This is a genomic window from Pseudarthrobacter phenanthrenivorans, from assembly GCF_000813845.1.
GTDB classification, from domain to species: domain Bacteria; phylum Actinomycetota; class Actinomycetes; order Actinomycetales; family Micrococcaceae; genus Arthrobacter; species Arthrobacter phenanthrenivorans_B.
This window is the reverse complement of sequence record NZ_JWTB01000020.1, coordinates 19,144-35,815: the sequence shown is the minus strand read 5'-3', so window position 1 is coordinate 35,815 and position 16,672 is coordinate 19,144. Positions and strand designations below refer to the sequence as shown.

The 16,672-nt window shown below is 67.8% G+C and carries 15 protein-coding genes; 6 read left to right on the top strand and 9 right to left on the bottom strand.

Going from position 1 to position 16,672, the window contains the following annotated elements:
* Window positions 1–219 precede the first annotated feature (219 nt).
* Window positions 220–1,218: a hypothetical protein gene (locus RM50_RS11080; RefSeq protein ID WP_240471944.1), complete on the top strand. Its 999-nt coding sequence runs from the start codon at window positions 220–222 to the stop codon at window positions 1,216–1,218.
* Window positions 1,219–1,294: 76 nt separating this feature from the next.
* Here the strand turns inward: RM50_RS11080 and RM50_RS20870 are convergent, their stop codons facing one another.
* From RM50_RS20870 to RM50_RS11060, 5 genes are all read right to left on the bottom strand, one after another.
* Entirely contained in the window at window positions 1,295–1,456 is a 162-nt protein-coding gene (locus tag RM50_RS20870; protein ID WP_167562163.1) for a hypothetical protein, read from the bottom strand.
* 3 nt (window positions 1,457–1,459) lie between these two features.
* A complete protein-coding gene (locus RM50_RS11075; protein ID WP_205622253.1) occupies window positions 1,460–2,509 on the bottom strand; it encodes a glycosyltransferase in 1,050 nt (349 codons plus the stop codon).
* A 426-nt stretch (window positions 2,510–2,935) separates the two neighbouring features.
* Window positions 2,936–4,549 carry an AMP-binding protein gene (locus tag RM50_RS11070; RefSeq protein WP_043452558.1) on the bottom strand — a complete coding sequence of 538 codons (1,614 nt, stop codon included), beginning with the start codon at window positions 4,547–4,549 and terminating at the stop codon, window positions 2,936–2,938.
* 80 nt (window positions 4,550–4,629) lie between these two features.
* On the bottom strand, window positions 4,630–5,289 hold the full coding sequence (locus RM50_RS11065; protein ID WP_043452557.1) for a response regulator: 660 nt from the start codon (window positions 5,287–5,289) through the stop codon (window positions 4,630–4,632).
* Window positions 5,282–6,601 carry a sensor histidine kinase gene (locus RM50_RS11060; protein WP_082007046.1) on the bottom strand — a complete coding sequence of 440 codons (1,320 nt, stop codon included), beginning with the start codon at window positions 6,599–6,601 and terminating at the stop codon, window positions 5,282–5,284. Before RM50_RS11060 ends, RM50_RS11065 begins: the two co-directional genes overlap by 8 nt.
* A gap of 166 nt (window positions 6,602–6,767) precedes the next feature.
* On the opposite strand from RM50_RS11060, the gene RM50_RS11055 reads away from it, so the two are divergent.
* Together RM50_RS11055 and RM50_RS11050 are read left to right on the top strand one after the other, a co-directional pair.
* The gene (locus RM50_RS11055) at window positions 6,768–7,871 is read left to right on the top strand and encodes an ABC transporter permease (RefSeq protein WP_043452556.1); all 1,104 of its coding nucleotides are present in this window, start codon (window positions 6,768–6,770) and stop codon (window positions 7,869–7,871) included.
* Between the two features lie 28 nt (window positions 7,872–7,899).
* The gene (locus tag RM50_RS11050; RefSeq protein WP_043452555.1) at window positions 7,900–8,592 is read left to right on the top strand and encodes an ABC transporter ATP-binding protein; all 693 of its coding nucleotides are present in this window, start codon (window positions 7,900–7,902) and stop codon (window positions 8,590–8,592) included.
* A gap of 26 nt (window positions 8,593–8,618) precedes the next feature.
* On the opposite strand, the gene RM50_RS11045 is transcribed toward RM50_RS11050, so the two are convergent.
* From RM50_RS11045 to RM50_RS11035, 3 genes are all read right to left on the bottom strand, one after another.
* Window positions 8,619–9,512, bottom strand: a complete 894-nt coding sequence (locus RM50_RS11045; RefSeq protein ID WP_043452554.1) for a DUF4862 family protein — start codon at window positions 9,510–9,512, stop codon at window positions 8,619–8,621.
* Window positions 9,513–9,670: 158 nt separating this feature from the next.
* On the bottom strand, window positions 9,671–10,276 hold the full coding sequence (locus tag RM50_RS11040) for a hypothetical protein (protein ID WP_052260160.1): 606 nt from the start codon (window positions 10,274–10,276) through the stop codon (window positions 9,671–9,673).
* 104 nt (window positions 10,277–10,380) lie between these two features.
* On the bottom strand, window positions 10,381–11,133 hold the full coding sequence (locus RM50_RS11035) for a ZIP family metal transporter (protein WP_043452552.1): 753 nt from the start codon (window positions 11,131–11,133) through the stop codon (window positions 10,381–10,383).
* Window positions 11,134–11,333: 200 nt separating this feature from the next.
* Between RM50_RS11035 and RM50_RS11030 the strand changes: the two genes are divergently transcribed.
* Window positions 11,334–11,810: a sensor histidine kinase gene (locus tag RM50_RS11030; RefSeq protein ID WP_043452551.1), complete on the top strand. Its 477-nt coding sequence runs from the start codon at window positions 11,334–11,336 to the stop codon at window positions 11,808–11,810.
* Between the two features lie 123 nt (window positions 11,811–11,933).
* Here RM50_RS11030 and RM50_RS11025 read toward each other — a convergent pair whose 3' ends face one another.
* Entirely contained in the window at window positions 11,934–12,545 is a 612-nt protein-coding gene (locus tag RM50_RS11025) for an NADPH-dependent FMN reductase (RefSeq protein WP_043452550.1), read from the bottom strand.
* 355 nt (window positions 12,546–12,900) lie between these two features.
* Here RM50_RS11025 and RM50_RS11020 point away from each other — a divergent pair, with 355 nt between their 5' ends.
* On the top strand, window positions 12,901–15,543 hold the full coding sequence (locus RM50_RS11020) for a hypothetical protein (protein ID WP_043452549.1): 2,643 nt from the start codon (window positions 12,901–12,903) through the stop codon (window positions 15,541–15,543).
* A gap of 113 nt (window positions 15,544–15,656) precedes the next feature.
* A complete protein-coding gene (locus tag RM50_RS11015; RefSeq protein WP_043452548.1) occupies window positions 15,657–16,616 on the top strand; it encodes an SRPBCC family protein in 960 nt (319 codons plus the stop codon).
* Window positions 16,617–16,672: the final 56 nt, after the last annotated feature.

The window sequence follows — 16,672 nt, the reverse complement described above, 5'->3', positions numbered from 1 at the left end:
GCAGCTTCAAAATCCTGAAAGCGTGAATTATCTATTGCCTTTTTCCCGGCGGGTGGCTGATGATCAACCTGTGCTCAACAGGGGCGCAACTTTGCTCGCTGGGAGCAGTTGATAAGGGGCGTTTGCATGGCTTGTTTTCGCTTTTCCTCCTACCGTCCCGCACGCCGCCGGAAGGCCTGGCCAATCCTGGCAGCCGTTGCCGTGGCTACGCTGGCAGGTATGCCTGCCGCACAGTCCGCCGACACAACTCCCCTTGATCCAAATCCCGGGCCGGCCGGCAGCTTCGCCTGGAAGGGCTTCAACTGGGAGAAGCGTTCCTGGGGCGGCGCGCCGCAGTACAACCGGCTGTTTGCCGCCGCCAATGTTGGCAACCCGGACGCCAACGGCTACGTCACATTGAACCTCACCAATCCCACCGGGGATGCACCCGTGGGCGCGGAGTTCCAGTCCACCCGGCACGGGTTCGGCTACGGCACCTACAGCACAACCGTTGAAAAGGACCTCAGCATGCTTCAAAAGGAAGTCGTGTGGGGCTGCCTCTTCACGTACGACCCCCTCGCCGCGCCTGGCTACAACGAAATCGACCTCTGTGAGGCGTCGGCCTGGGGCGGAGGGGCCGCGTACGGCCAGTCTTGGCCCGTCAGCCAGGGGCACGGCTACTGGTTCGATGCCACCAAGCCGCCGGGCCAGGGCAATAACACGGTGACCTTCGACGTTACGAACAGCCCCATCACCACCCACCGGATGGTGTGGGAGCCGGGACGGATCACCTTCGAGACCTTCGCCGGCGAAGGCTACAACGGCACGCTTCTCAAGCGGACGGTCCTCGAAGGCTCCACCGTTCCGGTGCCGGCCAAGGAACAGGTCCACTTCGACCTTTGGGTAACGGGCGGAGGAGGCGGCGATCCTGCCCACGTGAAACCCGAGAGCGTGGTGGTCCGGGACTTTTCCTTCACGGCCGCCGCAGCGCCGGCACCTTCAGGGCAGGTGTCAGCCATCAAGCTCAGTGCCTCGACCACCAAGTCCAAGTCCATCAGGTCCACCGCGCTGACATGGAGCGGGGCCACCGGCACCGACGTCACGCTGTGGGCCAACAACACGCAGAAGTCCGTTCCCAACACCGGGAGCTTCACCACCAGCGCCAAGGGCGGCAGCACCACCACCTACAAAATCTGCGATGCCTCGGCGTGTTCCAATCCGGTCACCGTGACCACCTAGCCCGCAGTCCACACATGGAAAATGCGGCTACCGCTCCGGTAAGCCGCATTTTCCATGCCGTCCCTGGCAGCGCGCGCTACTTGGAGCTGCGGACCGGGACGATCCTCTTGATGGCAATGCCGAGCGCCAGGAGCGCGAAGGCTGCTAGGGCGAACCAGAAGATATCGCCCGCACCGGTCATGGCCAGGGTGCCCGACCCGGCCCCGGCTGCCGCGGGAATTGCTGGATTGTTGTACATGGGTTACCACGCTTTCTTCTTGTTGAATACTGCATCTGCATAGGCCTTCGCGTGGACTGCCTGCAGGAACAGGTCGATGACCAGCTCATACATCGTGAGGGCGGCAAGCATGTACCGCCACCCCCTCAGGCGTACAGTCACTACACGTTCGATCACGAAGACACCGGTCACGGCGAGCCAGAAAGGCTGGATATGCATTCCCGCGCCCGTGGCCAGTGCAACCGCCACCGTACTGAGGTAGGCAAGGGTAACCACTACGCCAACCACCGAAAGGAACTGCCGGCCCCAGTAGGGACGGGTAACCCGGGTCCACCCGTACTGGACGCAGTTCTCCACCGCGCCGCGCTTCCACCGCAGCCGTTGGGCCCATAATTCGCGCCAGGTGGGCATGACCTCCGTGACCAGCGTGCAGTCGGCCGGGGAGCGGATGCGGTACTTGAGGGTCAGCAGCGCGAAGGACAGTTCGTTGTCCTCCGTGAGCACCGAAGTGTCATAGACGCCGCCGCTGCCGTTTCCCGGTGGCAGGACACCGGCCAGGCGGGCCTCCACCACGTCCCGGAGGGTCCGGGCCCGGAACAGGGCGGCCGTGCCCGTGACCACCAGGCACTTGCCGTTCAGGCGGCGCACGTCCCGGGCATAGCGCGCATACTCGTTGCGCTGCAGGTGCCCCACAAAACCGCCGCCGCGGCCGCCGCTGAAGACGCCTCCCACTGCACCCAGTCGTGGATCCGCGGCCAGGTAGCCCACTGAGCGCTCGATAAAGTCCGGGCTCAGCTGCGAGTCCGCGTCCTGCACCAGGATCAGGTCCTCCGGCGCGGAACCGGGCAGCAGGCCAGCCAGGACGAAGTTCAACGCCCCGGCTTTCTTGTCCGTGTTGCCTTCGGTCCTCACAACCTCGGCCCCTGCGGCCAGGGAAATTTCCTCGGTGGCGTCGGTGCAGTTGTCTGCAACGACAATTACCCTGTGCGGAACAACTGTCTGGTTCCTGAGGGACCTGAGGGTTTCGCCAATTCCCGATTCTTCATTGTGGGCCGGAATTATGACGGTGATCACTAAATTGCCGCCCGCCGGGAAATCCCGGCGACGGTTTTGCGTGTCGAATTCCACGCATGGCACTTCACTTCATCCACCCCAATATCCGCTGCATCAGTTTCTTTTTGAGTGTTCCAAGCGGACCTCAAACGAGCGGCAGAGAAGTGGCAACAAAGCTACAAAGTTGGGTCAAGAAGACCGCGCAAAAAGGGAAATTCGGGACGTTTCCGCGTTGAGTTCCTGAGGAAACCTGTTAGGGCCAACACATTTGGCGGGAAGCCAGGCGGAAAACGTGGCGCCGGCCACGCATGCGCCGTTCATGACCGGCCAGCGGCTGGTGGGCGGGTCGGCCTGACGCGAGGCACTAAAAGAACCACGACGGCGGCGTGCGGCACCCAGGCATGGAACCCTGGTGCCCGCGCCCCGCCGTCGTCCGTTCCGGCCCTGCTACCGGCCGAGTTCCGCCGCCCGCTGCTGCCTCAGGATGTAGCGCTGCAGCTTCCCGGACGGCGTTTTGGGCAGCTCCTCCACGAAGTGGATGCGGCGCGGATAGGCGTGGGCCGCGAACTGCGTCTTGACCATGGCCTGCAGTTCAGCCACCAGCGCATCGCTGCCGGTTGTCCCCTCTGCCAGGACAACGTACGCCTCGAGGACTTCGCCGCGCAGTTCGTCGGGGGCGCCCACCACGGCGCTTTCCAGGACGGCCGGATGGGTGGACAGGACGCTCTCCACATCAAAGGGCCCAATCCGGTAGCCGGCCATGATGATCACGTCGTCATCGCGGGAGGAGAAGAAGTAGTAGCCGTCCTCATCCACCATGCCCGCGTCGCCGGTCAGGTACCACTGGGCGTCCGCGCTGAACCGTTCGGCCGTCTTCTCCGGCGCATCCTGGTACCCCTTGAACCACATCATCGGGCTGTTAGCCACGTTGACGGCAACGCGGCCCAGCTCACCCGGGGCGGCCGGCTCGTCGGCGTTGTCCTTGAGGACCGCACAGCTCCATCCCGGCAGGGGCCGGCCCATGGAACCTGGCCGAAGCTCCGTCCTCACGTCGTCATGCCAGGCGTTGATAATCATCATTCCGTGTTCGGTCTGCCCGTAGTGGTCCCGCACGGGAACACCCAGCACCTCCCGCGCCCAGCTGATCACCTCCGGCGTCAGCGGCTCACCGGCGGATGAGGCGCGCCGAAGGTGGAAGGGCCCGGTTCCGGCGCCGGTCTTCGCGCGCATGGTGCGGTAAACCGTGGGAGCGGCGGCAAAGTTGGTGACGGAGAAGGCATCCAGCACTTTGAAGCTGAGTTCCGGGGAGAAGCCGGGGCGAAGCAGGAGGTTCCGCCGTCCCGCCGCCATGGGGCCGAGGATCCCGTAGTACAGGCCATAGGCCCAGCCCGGGTCTGCGGCGTTCCAGAACACGTCCTCTTCACTGACGTCCAGGCCCAGTTCCACGTACTGGCGGAAGGCGGCCAGCGCCCGGACGGGGACCGGCACCCCCTTGGGGGCGCCGGTGGTTCCGGACGTGAAGATCAGCACCAGGGCGGCGTCGCCGCCCACGGCTTCGGACGGGATCCCCGGCTGCTGCCGGGCCAGGAGCGGCGCGAGCGCCAGGTCGGGGTGGGCGGCTTCTGCACCGGCAACCACGACGGCGGCTCCGGTGTCCTTGATCTTCACCCGCTGGTCGGCGTCGGTGATCACAGCCTTTGCGCGGGAAGCGGTGAGCCGAAGCTCGATGGCCGGCCACGCGAACGCCGTGAACAGTGGCACGTGGACGGCGCCGCGCCGCCAGATGGCCAGGAGCATGACCACGAGGTCGGCCGATTTCCCCATCAGGGTGGCCACCGCGTCCCCGGGGCCGACCCCCAGTTCTGCCAGGGCGGCGGCTCCCCGTTCCGAGCGCTCCCGCAGTTCGCCGTAGGTGATGTCCTCCGCGGAGAGGTCGGCTGCGACCACGGTGAATGCAACGGCATCGGGATCGTGGTTGTCACACAGCAGGTCGGCGGCGCATGCGTCGGCCGCGCCGTAGGTGGCAAGCAGGGCATCAACGGCTGGAACCGGACGGGACATTCATTCTCCTTTGAACAGCATGGCCTGGGGTCAGTGGAATAAACCTACTGCACGGTAGGGCCGCCATGCTCCCGCTGACGTCAGCCCTTGCCGCCCGGCGGCCGGATGATCCGCCGCTGCGTGGCCACGGCGATGGCGGCAGTCCGGTTGTCCACGCCGAGCTTGCCGTAGATGTGGACCAGATGCGTCTTCACCGTGGCCTCCGAGATGAAGACCTGCTTGGCGATGGCCCGGTTGGAGAGGCCGGTGGCCAGCAGTTCCAGCAGCTGCACTTCCCGCGGGGTAAGCGCGGTGCCGGGGTTGCTGATCCGGTCCATCAGCAGCGCCGCCGCCCGCGGCGCCAGGACCGTCCCGCCCGCCGCCGCCTGCAGGACCGCCTGGCGCAGCTGTTCCGGCGGCGCGTCTTTCAGCATGTAGCCGCCGGCCCCGGCCTCCACCGCGGCGAGGATGTCCGCGTCCGTGTCGTACGTGGTGAGGATGAGGACCGGCGGCGCGCCGTGGAGCTTCCGGATTTCAGCGGTGGCCGTAACGCCATCCATCCCCTCCCCCATCTGCAGGTCCATGAGGACAACGTCCGGTGCCTCACCCAGCGCCGTCAGCCGCGCCAGCTCATGCAGCGCGGCCCTGCCGTCGGCGGCTTCCGCGGCGATCGAAATCCCGTCGAAACCGGTGAGCATCGCCCTGAGCCCGGCCCGGACCACAGGGTGGTCATCCACCAGCAGAACGCGCACCTCACCCATCGATTCCACCCTCCAGCGGCAGCCGGATGCCCACCACGGTGCCCTCGCCCGGTGCTGACTCCACTGCCACCGAGCCGTTCAGCGCCTTGACGCGCTCCGCCAGCGAGCGCAGCCCGAACCCGCTGCCGTCGGCGGCGCCCGTGGCAGCTGCCGCAGCTGACGGGTCAAAGCCCGTGCCGTCGTCGTAAATGTCCATGGTCACCTCGCTGCCCAGGAAGGCCAGGCTGACGACGGCGGTCGCGGCCCGGGCGTGTTCCCGGACGTTCGCGAGGCTCGCCTGCGCCGCCCGCAGCAGGGTCACGCGCACCGGCTGGGGCAGGTCCCGCGGCTCACCGTCCACCTCCAGGCGGCAGCGCAGTGCCATTCCGGACGCTGCAGCGTCAGTCTCCGTCCGATCGCACAGCCGCTGCAGGGCTTCCACCAGTGTGGCCCCCTCCAGCTGCGGTGACGCCAGGCCGCGGACAAAGCTGCGCGCCTCGGCAAGGTTGTCCGCCGCAGTCTGCTGCACCAGGGCCAGCCGGGCCGAAGCCGTGGCCGCATCACCCTCTACCAGCGACTGCCCGGCGGCCCGTCCAAGGAGCACGATGCTGGACAGGCCCTGCGCCAGGGTGTCGTGGACTTCCCGGGCCAGCCGCTCGCGCTCCGCCAGCATGCCCGCCTCATGCTGCGACCTGGCCAGCTCCTCCCGGGTGCGGCGAAGCTCGTCCGCCGCGCGCCGCTGGTTCTCGGCTTCCCGGTACAGGGCGGCGTAGGCAAGGCCGGTGATCACGGAGAAAGCAGCCCCCAGCACGGGCCCGACGACGGCGGCAGCGTGCGGGACCGGGGCACCGCTCGCAGCCCACTGGGAGGCGATCACCGCCATGGTCATGAGTGCGATCGCCGGCAGGGCGGCGCGGCGGGGCAGCAGGTGCAGGTGCAGGAAGAAGATCGGGAAGGCAAGCCACGCGAAGTCGGCGCTGCCGGCCAGCAGGAACGCCCACAGGGCTGTCACCAGTCCCAGCCACAGCAAGCCGTAGCGGCGCGGGTTGAACCCGGTCCGGGCCTCGGCATGGCGCTTTTCGAGGACGGTCCCGGCCAGGTACACGGCAGCCAGGACGACGGCGGCGGCCGCCCAGAGCCAGCGCAGCGGACCGCCGGCCACCAGCATCCGGACCAGGGCCACGGCCAGCAGGACGGCGAAACCCGTGTGGAGGGTGACGCGCAGGACCCTGAGGATGGCCGCAGACGACGCGTTTTCCAGGGCATTCAGCGGCCCCTTCGCCGGGATGCCGGCAGGCTCCGCGGGTGATGGGAGCAGGGGCGTGGCAGGCATTTCATCAGCTTATGCCGCGGATGCCGGCGCCGGATCAACCGAAAGGTTGACTCCGCGTTCAACCATTCCATGCCCGCGGATCAACCGTCCCCGCGATGCGGCCCCGGCCTGCCGCCGGAAGAGTGGAAGGACAGAAGAATCCACCCCTGCTGAGAGAAGAAACAACGTGTTCCTGGCAATCCGCGACATCCGCTTCGCCAAAGGCCGGTTCGCCATGATGGGCGGCGTCGTAGCCCTGATCACCCTGCTGCTGGTCATGCTGTCCGGCCTGACGGCAGGGCTCGCCGAGCAGTCCACCTCGGCCATCGACAAGCTGGGAGCCGCCACCGCCCGGCCGGTGGACACCATCGCCTTCGGGGCGCCGCGGCAGGCCGAACCCAAAGCGTCCTACACGGACAGCTCCGTGACCGCAGCCCAGGTTGACCGCTGGCGGAACCAGCCCGGCGTCCAGTCCGCCGAGCCGCTCGGCATCACCCAGACCCGGGCGCAAACGGCCAGCGGTGCGGGCACCGCGAACGTGGCAGTCTTCGGCGTCGCGCCAGGGAGTCCATTGGCGCCGGCAGGGGTCACCGCCGGCACCGCCGTGGTGGGCAACTCGACCGCGGAGGCACTGTCCGTTGGCCAAGGGGACACGATTTCCGTGGGCGGCGTGGACCTCTCCGTCGCCGGCGTGGTCCCTGACCAGTGGTACGCGCACACCAGCGTGGTGTGGACGGCGCTCCCCTCGTGGGCCAAGGCCGCGCACGCGTCCGACGGCGGCCAGGTGGCCACCGTCGTCGCCGTCACCTACGCGGACGGGGCGGCGGTGGACGAGGTCGCGGCGGATGCTGCGGCGGGCACCGTCAGCCAGTCCCGCACCGGTTCCTTCCAGGCGCTGGGCTCCTTTAAGAGCGAGAACGGCTCCCTGACCCTGATGCAGGCATTCCTGTACGGAATCTCGGCCCTGGTGATCGTGGCGTTCCTGACCGTCTGGACCATCCAGCGCACCCGCGATATCGCCGTCCTGAAGGCCATGGGCGCGCCCGGTTCCTACATCCTCCGGGACGCCATGGCCCAGGCCGCGATCGTCCTGGTGGCGGGTGCGGGCGCAGGTGGAGCCGTGGGTGCCGCCGCCGGATCATTCGCAGCCAAGGCTGCCCCCTTCCTGCTGGACCTGGGCACCACGGTGGTGCCCGTCGTCGGGATCGTCGCCCTGGGCCTGGCCGGCGCCGCCCTGGCGGTCCGGCGCGCCACCGCCGTCGACCCGCTGCTGGCCCTCGGCGGCAACTGAACCTCCCGTTTCCCGAAAGGAATCCTTCATGACTAGTCCTGCTCCCCTGAACCTGGTTGACGTCACCCTCGAATACCCGGACGGAGGCGGCACCACCACCGCCCTGGACCGGGTGAGCCTCACCGCGCACGCGGGCCAGTTGGTTTCCCTTGTGGGGCCTTCAGGGTCCGGCAAGTCCAGCCTCCTGGCCGCCGCCGCCACGCTTGTCCGCCCCACCCGCGGGCAAGTCGTCATCGACGGGACCGACACCACGGGCCTCAGGGACAAAGAGCTCACCGCCCTGCGGCGGAGCAAGGTGGGCATCATCTTCCAGCAGCCCAACCTGCTGCCCTCGCTCACCGCCGTCGAACAACTCATCATCGGCGATCACCTGCGCGGCGGTCCGGTGCGGGCGGCCCGCGCCAAGGCAGCTGCGCTGCTGGATGTGGTGGGCCTGTCCGCAAGCGCGGACAAGCTGCCGCACCAGCTGTCGGGCGGCCAGCGGCAGCGGGTGAACATTGCCCGCGCGCTCATGGGCAGCCCCAAGGTGCTGCTCGTGGATGAGCCGACGGCGGCGCTGGACCACGAGCGCAGCGCCTCGATCATCGGCCTGCTCCGGCAGGTGACCAGCGAATTTTCGGTGGCGACCGTGATGGTCACCCATGACACCGAGTTCGTACCCCTGACGGATGCCGTGGCCACCATGCGGGACGGCAGGCTGGCGGCACCGGTGCTTGTGTAGCGCAGGTGCCCCTGGAACGTGGGCCCTTACCCGCCCAGCAGGCTCGACATCTGCCGGAACCGGTCCACGCGTTCGGCCGGCGTGATCTCCTGCGGCCCAAGCCCCACCTTGAAGCCCAGGATGGGAACGGGCCCCGCGGCCTCCAGGCAGCGCTCGATCTCCCGGCCGTTCAGGAGGGAACTCGGAGGCGCTCCGTCAACCTCCACGGCCGGAAGGTGCGCGTCGATCCAGGGGTAGCCGAATCCGGTTTCCTCCGGCGAGCAGCCGGAGAACATCAGGCCCGCAAGAACCCCTGCCTCCCGCCCCAGCGCCAGATGCTGCACCGCCGTATCCGGGTTGCCCGACTCAATGACGGAGCGTCCCCAGTTCACGCTGACGCCTACCTGCTCCCAGCCCTGGCCGCGGAGTGCGACGGCGGTGTCCACTTCCTCCGCGAAGGCCAGGAAACCTTTTTCCGGGGTGCTGCCGGGGCGTGGGGCGTCGCAGTGCTCGATGAGTATGCGGGCCGTTCCCCAGTCCCACTCGAGGACTTCCTTGAGTGATTCCTGGAACCAGTGGGCCGAGGCGCTGCGGGTCGGGGCGGAATGCAGTTCCACCGCCTCCACCTCATGTCCCTCGTCCCGGAGCTGATGCGCATAAGCCCGCACGCCGGCCACGAATTCCAGGGCTTCCCGGCGGCCTTGAGGATCGGCGGACGCCAGCCCGAACGTGCCGTTGGTGTCCAGCCGCTGCATGGTGCCCGGGATGGCCGTGACCATGGCCGACCATCCATCGGCTGCCCCGGCCGGCCATCCGGTACCGCCGTACGGACCATACGGGAGTTCCAGTCCCCGGATGGAGGGTATGCCGGCAAGGCCGTGATGGAACTGCTCCTGACGTTCGGCAGGCTGGGCAGGGTAGGCACCGACAATCAAGGACAAGGAAGCTCCATTCGCAAGAGGCGGGGTGGCCCGCAGGCCCGAATATCCGCAGTGGCAGAAGGTATCCCGGGCGCGGGGCGCAGTGGCGTCCACCTTAGCAAGGGCCGGGAGCGGTCCCCTTGAGGCGGCTGCAGTGGTCCGCCTGGAGCGTGCCGGGCCTACTCCGCCGTTGCCGGTACCGGTGCCTTCAGATGAAGGGCGTTGCTGGTCAGGCGTTCTCCAGATTGCGGGGGATCGGCAGGTTGCGGGGCTTCAGACAGGGGCTGGATCAGCAGGTTGCGGTGCAGGGTGACCCAGCCGTCCCGTTCCAGCGGGCCGTGGTCGAACTGGTCGGGAACAAAAAGGATGTCCCTGGTGTCGGGATCCTGCACTTCCACCAGGACGTCCCGGCCATCGCGGATCTCGCTGCACGCTTCCCAGTAGGACCAGTAGTCGTCCCATGGCGCCTTTCCCACCAGACAGGCCACCCCGGGCTCCATGCCGGGGGTGGCGTAGTAGGAGATGTCCTCGTACGAGGCCAGGAAGCGGGCTTCGCCGATTTTCGCGTCGCCTTCCTCATCCTGGATGGCGGGGATGGCATCCTGCTTGGTCAACTGCCGCTCCAGCACTCCCACAGTCCCGGGGGTCCCGACGAAGAGGTGCACGTAAAGGAGCCCGAGGATGGTGCAGGTGGAAACGCCGACGATTGCGGCCAGCGTGATGACGAGCTTCCAGAACAACGTCAACGGTTCCGGCGGTCGCTGCCCGTAATAGGTGAAATTCAAAGCGCTGCCCCCTCAGGCTATTGATCTCCCTGCACGCTACATGCTGCGGATACGGTCCGTCGTCTTTGACGCCGTGTCCGTGCTGCCGGTGTTCACCGGCTCCGTCACCCCAGATGGTGCACGGTGAATGCCGTCAGGAAACCCACGGAAGCGGTGAGCCCCGTCAGGTTGTGGTGCTCCTCGAAAGCCTCGGGGATCATGGTGTCCGCCAGCATCGCCAGGATGCCGCCGGCGGCGACGGCGGTGATGAAGGCCACCAGCTCCTCGGGCGCATTTTCCAGCGCCACGTATCCCAGCAGTGCCGCCAGCCCGCTGAGGACCGCAATGCCGCCCCACAGCCCAAACACGTAGCCCCTGCTCCGGCCTGCCTTCTTCATGCCGGCCGTTCCGGACAGCCCCTCCGGCACGTTGGAAATAAAGACCGCCGCCAGCATGGCGGGACTTACCGCTCCCCCGGCCAGCAGGCCGACGCCCAGCACCACGGACTCCGGCACACCGTCCAGCAAGGCGCCGACGGCGATGGCCGTGCCGCTGCCCGGATCGTCCTTTTCGGAGGGCTGCTGGTCCCCCGACCGCTTGCGGTGCTTGGCTCCGGCCCGGGCCAGGAGCATGTTGGCACCCACATACACCACGGCGCCGGCCAGGAACCCCGCGGCGGTGGGCCACAGGCCGCCGCCCTTGACGGCCTCGTCCACCAGCTCAAAGGCAAGGGCCGAGATCAGCACGCCCGCGCCGAAGGCCATGATCGTGGAGACGACTTTGGACGGAATGGACCAGCGCCACGACACGGCGGCGCCCAGGACCAGGGCGGCACCGGCGCCGGTGCCCCAGACAAGTGACATTAACCAGGTAGGCATATGTCTTCCGTCCCCCGTCCGCTGGAGCTGAAACAAAGCCGGTCCCTGCCGGGCCGGGTCCGGGTCGGCCAGGCGTACGGCCCGCGTCAGGCAGCGCGCTGGGAATTGATGGGATCTTGAGTCAAACCTTGCGATCCCTAGAACTTCCAGGTCCACGCTGAAGCCATAAGACAAAACCAGCTTGTGGGGAGCAGGAAGTCATGGGAAGCAAAGCAGCGTTGGACAACGAAGTCACAACCGTGGGGGGAGTGCTGACGGACAAACAGCCGCTGGACTTCCACACGTTGGGGCTGGCCGGATGCATCGACCGGTTGACGGCTCCCCTGCGCCAGCGCGGGACCGCGGTCCACTGGGATACTCCGCACTGGGGCATCGAGATCCCGGCGGACTGCGCGTCCCTCCTCTACCAGTCCGCCCGCGAGGCCTTGAGCAACGCGTTCAAGTTCTCCTCCGCGTCCTCGTTGAACATCCAGCTGGCAGCCGTTGACCACGGCATCCGCCTTGTGGTGGCCGACGACGGCACAGGCTTTGACAGCAGCCTCGCCACCTGCGGGCGCCACCACGGGTACGGGCTGCGCCTGATGGCGGTGGCAGTGCAGGAAGCCGGCGGTGCCGTGGACATCAGCTCCACTCCCGGCAGCGGCACCAGCGTGACAGTAACCCTGCCGCTGGACTGACCCTCCCGCTGGACTGGGCTGCCGCTGGAGTGGGCGCCGCTGGATTGGGCTGCGGACCAAAGACCCGGATGCCCGCCGTTGCTGGGACGGCGGGCATCCGCATGCCGGCCGGGGACCGGAAAATCAGCGGGAGAGCTTGGCGCTGTCCGGCTCCAGGTCGCCGATGTGCCCGGGCGCGTTGGCGGCCAGGACCCTGGCGACGAACGCCGCATACTCGTCCATGTAGTGGCGCAGGAATTTGGCGGTGGACTCATCCTTGACCTCGCCGTCGTCACCGAAAACGGCGGGGTCGTACTTGACGTAGGCCTCGGGGGCGTTGAGCTGCGGCGCGTCCAGGAAGCTCAGGACAGCCCGCATGGAGGACTGCATCACCGCCGTCCCAATGCTGCCCGGGGAGGCGCCGATGATTCCCGTGGGCTTGCGGGCAAACGAGTTGGTGCCCCAGGGGCGGGAGCCCCAGTCGATGGCGTTCTTGAGGGCGCCGGGGATGGAGCGGTTGTACTCGGGGGATACGAACAGGATCCCGTCCGCGGTCTCGATGGCTTCCTTGAGCGCACGGCCCTCCGGCGGGAAGTCGGCGTCGTAGTCGTAGCTGTAGAGCGGGAGGTCTTTGATGGGGATCTCGGCGAATTCCAGTTCCTCCGGGGCGAGTTTGATCAGGGCGTTGGCCAGGACCCGGTTGATGGACCCGCTGGCCAGGCTGCCTACGAAATATCCGATCTTGTACTGTGCCATGAGTAATCCTTCCCAACGGCCGGCCGCGGCCGGCCGGCTGACTGTGGCTGGAATGGCGCCGCGCCCTGCGGCGGGCGCTGGGAACGGCGGGTGGTGCCCACTGCCCCACCAGTCCAGCACAGAAGCACGGCGGCGGCCAGAGCGCCCGGAAGTCCTGACATCCAGGCAACGGCCGACGACGGCCGGGTCCACAACCAGGCAGTGGCACAGGCGGTACGGCCGGCGAATAGCCTGCCCTCGAATTACCCCTTGCACGCCCGCCAGCGGTCTACTACGTTGTAATTCGATCAAGAAAGCGCTTTCCCGCACCTCTGCGCACCTTCGAAGCGCCCCATCACCAGTGGAATTGGATGACATGACGGACAACACCCCCATCAGGTGGATCGATGGCCAGGTCCCAGCTGAAATCAGCAGCGGAACCACCTGGGGCATGCCCTTCCCGCGCGGCACCGTGTCCGGCGCGGACGCCCTGGGCGTGCAGGACGCTGCCGGCACCCGCGTCGCCAGCCAGGCCTGGCCCCTGGCCACCTGGCCGGACGGCTCCCTGAAGTGGGCGGGCATCGCCCTGCCCGCAACAGACCAGCCGTCGGACGCCTACCATGTGACAACCGACGGCGACGCAGCCACCGTTGCCGGCCAGCCGCCGTCGGGCGCCGCCTTGGTCACGGTCGACGACGGTGACGACACCCTCACCATCGATACCGGCGCCCTGACGATGGTGCTTAACCGCGCCGGGGCCACCCTGTTCAGCAGCCTCTCCCGGAACGGACGGGAGGTGGCGCGCGACGCCCGGCTGGTCAGCCTGCTGCAGGACGGCCTTCCCGAAGGTGCAGGAAGCGTGGGCCGGGACGCCTACACCGGCGAGGTGACCGCCGTCGTTGTGGAACAGTCCGGTCCCGTCCGGGCGGTGGTGCGGCTGGAAGGCACGCACCGGCCGGACGCTCCCGGAAGCGGCCAGCAGGGCTGGCTGCCGTTTGTGGTGCGGTTCTACTTCTACGCCAATGCCCGCAGCGTGCGCATGGTGCACACATTCGTCTGGGACGGGGACGCTGAACGGGACTTCCTGGCCGGACTGGGCGTCCGCTTCACGGTGCCGTTGGAGGATGAACTGCACAACCGCCATATCCGGATCGCCGGAGCCGACGGCGGCTTCCTCACCGAAGCAGTCCGCGGGCTCACCGGACTCCGCCGGGACCCGGGTACTGAGGTGCGGGAAGCCCAGGTGGCCGGGCGCGCCACGCCAGCCCCCGAAACGTGGAATCCGGAGGTCTCGGAGCGCCTGCACCTCATCCCCTCATGGGGTGACTACACCCTCACCCAGCTCAGCGCCGACGGCTTTGACCTGCGGAAGCGGACAGCCCCCGGCCACGGCTGGGTGGGCATTTCCGGCGGCACGCGGTCGGCCGGCTTCTGCTCACTGAGCGGTCCGCGGGGTGGCCTGGGTGTGGGAATCAAGGACTTCTGGCAGTCCCATCCGGGGCAGCTGGACATCCGCGGCGCCGCCGGCGCCGAAGCATCCCTTACGGCATGGCTGTACTCCCCCGAGGCCCAGCCGATGGATCTGCGGTTCTACCATGACGGCCTGGGCCAGGACACCTTCGAGGAGCAGCTTGAGGGACTGGAGATCACGTACGAGGACTATGAACCCGGATTCGGCAATCCCACCGGAATTGCCCGCACCCATGAGCTGACCCTGTTCGCCTATGACGCCACGCCGTCCACGGAAAGCCTCGCCGCCGATGCAGCCTCGGCCTCCACCCCGGCCTTGCTGCAGGCTACCCCGGACTACCTGCATTCCGTGGGTGTTTTCGGTGACTGGGCCCCCGTGGACCGCAGCACTCCGGAACGGGCACGGCTGGAGGACCGGCTGGACTTCCTGTTCGACTTCTACGCCGGCCAGGTGGAGCAGCGCCGATGGTATGGATTCTGGAACTACGGCGACGTCATGCATACGTACGATTTCGACCGGCACGTGTGGCGCTACGACGTGGGCGGCTACGCGTGGGACAACTCCGAGCTCTCCCCGGACCTGTGGCTCTGGTACTCCTACCTGCGTTCCGGCCGCGCGGACATCTTCCGCTTCGCCGAGGCCATGACCCGGCACACGGGCGAGGTGGACGTGTACCACTTGGGGCCCTGGAAGGGCCTGGGCTCCCGGCACAACGTGCAGCACTGGGGCTGCAGCGCGAAGCAGCTGCGGATCAGCACCCCGGCCTACCGCCGCTTCTACTACTACCTGACGGCGGACGAGCGCACCGGTGACCTGCTCACAGAGCTGGTGGACAGCGACCAGAACTTCCTGGGCCTGGACCCGGTCCGCAAGGTCCGCCCGGACGCCGCCACGTACCGGCCGGACCGCGGGGCCCTGGGCGTGGGCCTGGGCACGGACTGGGGGTCGCTCGCCGCCACCTGGCTCACTGACTGGGAACGCACCGGCAATCCGCGGTCCCGGGACCGGCTGCTGGGCACCATGGCGGACATCGGCGCCCTCAAGTACGGCTTCCTCACCGGCGAGGCGCTGTATGACCTGGACAGGGGCCGGTTCGACACCGGCCGGGAGCAGATCTCGGTGTCGCACCTCAGCGCCGTGTTCGGGCTGGTGGAGATCTGCAGCGAACTGGTGGATCTGGTTGACGACCCCGGGTTCGAGCGGGCCTGGCTGCAGTACTGCCGCCTGTTCCTTGCCACCAAGGAGGAGCAGGTGGAGGCTGTGGGCCAGCCGCTGGAGGGCATCTACCTCACCCAGGCCCACAGCAGGCTCACCGCGTACGCGGCTGCGCGGCTGGGCGACCAGGACCTCGCCGCCCGGGCGTGGGAGAGCTTCGCCGAAGGCGGCGAACACCTGAACCACGAGTCAGCATTCACGCTCCGAAGGATCGAACCGCCGTTTGTGCTGCTCGCGGTGGATGAAGCGCCCACGGTCTCCACCAACGACACCGCGCAGTTCGGGCTTGCGGTGATCCAAAACCTGGCCCTGGTCGGCCGGCACCTCCCCTAGGACTCCCGCCCCACCCAACTCTGGAAACCTGCCGGACCAGAAGGTACATTGGTAAGCATGCTGATGATTATTACCGAGTCATCAGCGTCCGGTAGCAAAGCGAAGGAGACGTTATGAGCACGAAGGTGGAAAAACGCATTCTGGTGAACGTACCGGTGAGCACCGCTTATAACCAGTGGACCCAGTTCGAGGAGTTTCCGCACTTCATGGGCGGCGTCAAGAGCGTAACGCAGCTCAGCGACGACCGGCTGGAGTGGGTGGCTGAAATCGGCGGGGTCCGCCGCCAGTGGGAGGCCCGGATCCTTGAACAGGTCCCTGACCGTAAGGTTGCCTGGGCGGCCACCGAGGGGGCCACGAATGCCGGGGCGGTTGAGTTCGAGGACGTTGGAGGCGGCCAGACCTCCATCCGGCTGACCCTGGAATACGAGCCCGAGGGCATCGTCGAGAAGGTGGGGGACAAACTGAACGTGGTGGACCGGCAGGCCGAGGCCGACCTGCAGCGGTTCAAGGAATTCATCGAGGACGAAGGCTATGCCAGCGGCGCATGGCGGGGTTCCGTCAACACGGGCGCTGCCGTGGGTACCCCCGGCGTTGAGCATGCGGGCGCTTCCCGCGGCGACTCCGGCAAGGCCGGCGTCTCCGGCAAGGTTGCGGCCGGCGTCGGCATTGCAGCCGCCGCGGGCGCCGCGGCGGCGATGGCTGCCGGCGCCAACAAAGACAAGGACGCAACGGTCATCGACACGGCCCACGCGGTCCCGGCGGAGCCGGTTGTTCCTGCGGAGCCCCTCACCACGGGTTCCACCGCCGGCTCGGCGGAGGCTGGGACTGGAATCCATGCAGCGGGAACGACGTCGGGCACGACGTCGAGCGCCGGGTCCTCCGGTTCCGTTGCGGACCTGGATGACGGCAGGATCGGGCACCCGTTCGACCAGACCAACGGCCTGGTGGACACCACGGGCGAGTCGGACGACACCCTTGAGGGTGAAAACCTGAGCGCCGGTGAACGGCGTGCGGACGACCGCCGCGACGACGGCGGGCTGCCGCCCGTCGGCGGCAACCTCGGCGGCCACTGACCCACCCTGCACCCAAGCAAAGTGCCGCCCGCCTTCCCCCAAGGCGGGCGGCACTT